Here is a 2,817-nt window from a genome sequence, read left to right as displayed (position 1 = left end):
TCCGTGACCGAAGCCGACCGAGTTTCCAACGAAGTATAAAGGAAAAAGACAAGCCGCAAAGGCAGCTTGTCTAAAAGCAAAATTATTTAATAAATCCGTAAAGATTAGCTAACACCCAACCCACTGCGCACGAGCTAAACACGCCGATAAGGCCAGGGATGATGAAGCTGTGGTTGATGACGTATTTGCCGATCTTTGTCGTACCTGAGCGGTCAAACTGGATCGCGGCAAGATCGCTCGGATATGTTGGAAGGATAAAGTATCCGTAGCAAGCCGTAGCAAACGCGACGATGATGCCTGGATCCACGCCGATCTGAACCGCAAGCGGTACGAATGTCGCAGCAGCTGCTGCTTGAGAGTTTAGGAACTTAGAAATCAGCATACCTACTACGATATACATCCACGGATAGGCCTTCATCACCTCTCCTAGCGAGCCTTTTAGCATCTCGATGTGAGAGTGGAACATCGTATCGGCCATCCAGCTGATGCCGTAGATCGCCACGAGCGCGACCATACCGCTGTGGAAGATCTCGTTTTGAGCGATCTTAGCAGCCTTGATACCTGAGTAGATCATCATGATAGACGCGGCTAAAAGCATGAAAATTTGGATCGTATCGACCATGCCTAGAGGAGCGGTCTTTTTCATAGTATCTTTTACTACGATGCTAGCGTTTGCGACGGTTTCGGTTTTACCCTCTTTGGTGATAACTACGTTGCCGTCTTGAAGCACGATGGTTTGAGTTACTTTTTTGTCTTTATCTAGGACTTCTACGTTCGTAAATTTAGTAGCATCTTTTACTTTATTATCTTTTACGTTTGAGACGACTTTGCTACTATCTACGGTAGAGACTACTTGTCCGTCTTTTACGGTGATGTTTTTAACTACTTTTTCACCTACTACGATTTCGATAGATTTGCCAGGGACGTTGCTAGTCCAGCTAGGGCGGAGTTGTTTATAGTAGCCTAGAACCGCCACGATAGCGATAGTAGCTAGGAATATCCACATCACGTTCCACTGTTTAGCAGGGAGTTTTACGCCGATTAGAGAGTGAGATTCGTCTGAGCCGTAGATATATTTTCTTTGCTCAGGGTCTTTGATCCTCTCTTGGAAATCAGGGTCTTTATCTAGGTCTTTGCCTCTAAAGATCGAGTAAGTACCGATGATAAGCATACCGATAAAGGTTGACGGGATAGTGACTTTTAGTAGATCCACGTAGCTAGTAAAGCCGTCGATATGAACGGTACCGGTACCCAGCAAAACAGCGACCATAGATACGCCTGCAACCGAAACCGGGCTAGCGATGATGGCTAGCTGAGACGAGATCGTAGTCGCAGCCAGCGGTCTTTCCGGACGGATGCCGCTTTTGATAGATACGTCGTAAATGATCGGTAGCAGCGTATAAACCGTGTGTCCCGTGCCGCATAGAACCGTTAGCGTCCAGCCGCAAAGAGGGGCTAGGATGCAGACGAATTTAGGATTTTTTCTTAGCGCTTTTTCCGCTATCTGGAGCATAACGTCAAGACCGCCCGCTGCTTGTAGCGTAGAGCTAGCTACGACGACGGCTAGGATCGTTAGGATGACGTCTACTGCCGGTTTGCCAGGCTTCATACCGAATGCAAATACCAAGATAACAAGACCGATGCCGCCTAGTACGCCTAGCGCCATACCGCCTTTTTTAGCGCCGTAGAATAAACATCCGAGCACTACGATTAGTTGGAGAGTGAACTGAGTGCTTTCACTCAAACTGGTTAGGAATTCCATTTGTTCTCCTTTTTGGAAATTACGCCGCGATTATATAAATATTAAAATTAAATACTAATAAAAAAATTAAAAATACATTTGTAAGTATTAATCATATATTTAACCAAATTTGACGCGGCCGCTAGTCAAATTTAATTGATCTAAATGCATTTAAAAGAAAATTTGATATATAATCCCAAGACAAAAAATTAATAAATCTGCTTAAGGAGTAAATATGCAAATCCCTATCGCATACGGCAAAGATGATCATCTAAATCTAGAGATAAACGAGAAAAATTTGCTCGGCGTTTTCGATCCAAACCCCGTGGCTAAATTTGACGAAACGGCGCTCATCGCAAAGGCTCTGGCAAATCCGATAAATCAAAAAAGCTTTGACGAGTTTATCGCAGGCGATGAAAAGATCGTCATCATCGTAAACGACGGCACGAGACCTACGCCTACGGCAAAAGTTTTAAAGCAAATTTACCCAAAAATCCGCGAGAAAAATAAAATTTTCATCATCGCCACCGGCTGCCACAGAGAGGGTACGCTCGATGAGTACGAGATGATATTTGGCAAAGAAATTTACGCCGAGCTTAACGCCAAAGGCGAAGTTCACGACCACGACTCCAAGCACGACGAGATGGTCTTTTTAGGCGAGTCCAAAAATGGAACGCAGATGTATCTAAACAAAATCGTAGCAGAAGCAAAAAAAGTGATCGTCATCGGCTCGGTCGAGCCGCACTATTTTGCGGGCTACACGGGCGGCAGAAAGGCCTTTTTGCCGGGCACCGCGTCGTATGAGAGCATCACGCAAAACCACAAACTCGCCCTAAGCTCCGACGCGCAGGCGCTGCGCCTAGAGGGCAACCCCGTGCACGAGGATATGATCGACGCGATGAAGGTGCTCGCGCACATCGACGTTTTTTCGATCCAGACGGTGCTTGATAGCGAGCACGGCGTGTATTACGCAAGCGCGGGACACCTAAACGACAGCTTTTACGACTGCGTGAAAAAGGCAGACGAGGTCTTTTGCGTAAATATCCCGCGCAAGGCAGATATCGTGATCTCGGTCG

Annotated in this window: 2 protein-coding genes; one reads left to right on the top strand and one right to left on the bottom strand. The window is 46.2% G+C overall.

The window, feature by feature from the left end; genetic code table 11:
- Positions 1–82: 82 nt before the first annotated feature.
- Positions 83–1,762, bottom strand: coding sequence for an anaerobic C4-dicarboxylate transporter (locus Q0338_RS00515; RefSeq protein ID WP_298085062.1), 1,680 nt, complete (start codon positions 1,760–1,762; stop codon positions 83–85).
- 214 nt (positions 1,763–1,976) lie between these two features.
- Here Q0338_RS00515 and larA point away from each other — a divergent pair.
- The coding region (larA, locus tag Q0338_RS00510; RefSeq protein WP_298085061.1) for a nickel-dependent lactate racemase at positions 1,977–2,817 on the top strand (841 nt) is incomplete at its 3' end.

The sequence above is a fragment of the uncultured Campylobacter sp. genome (assembly GCF_938018145.1).
Classification (GTDB): domain Bacteria; phylum Campylobacterota; class Campylobacteria; order Campylobacterales; family Campylobacteraceae; genus Campylobacter_A.
Note: the sequence above shows the minus strand (reverse complement) of the source record. Positions and strands in the feature narration are given on the sequence as shown.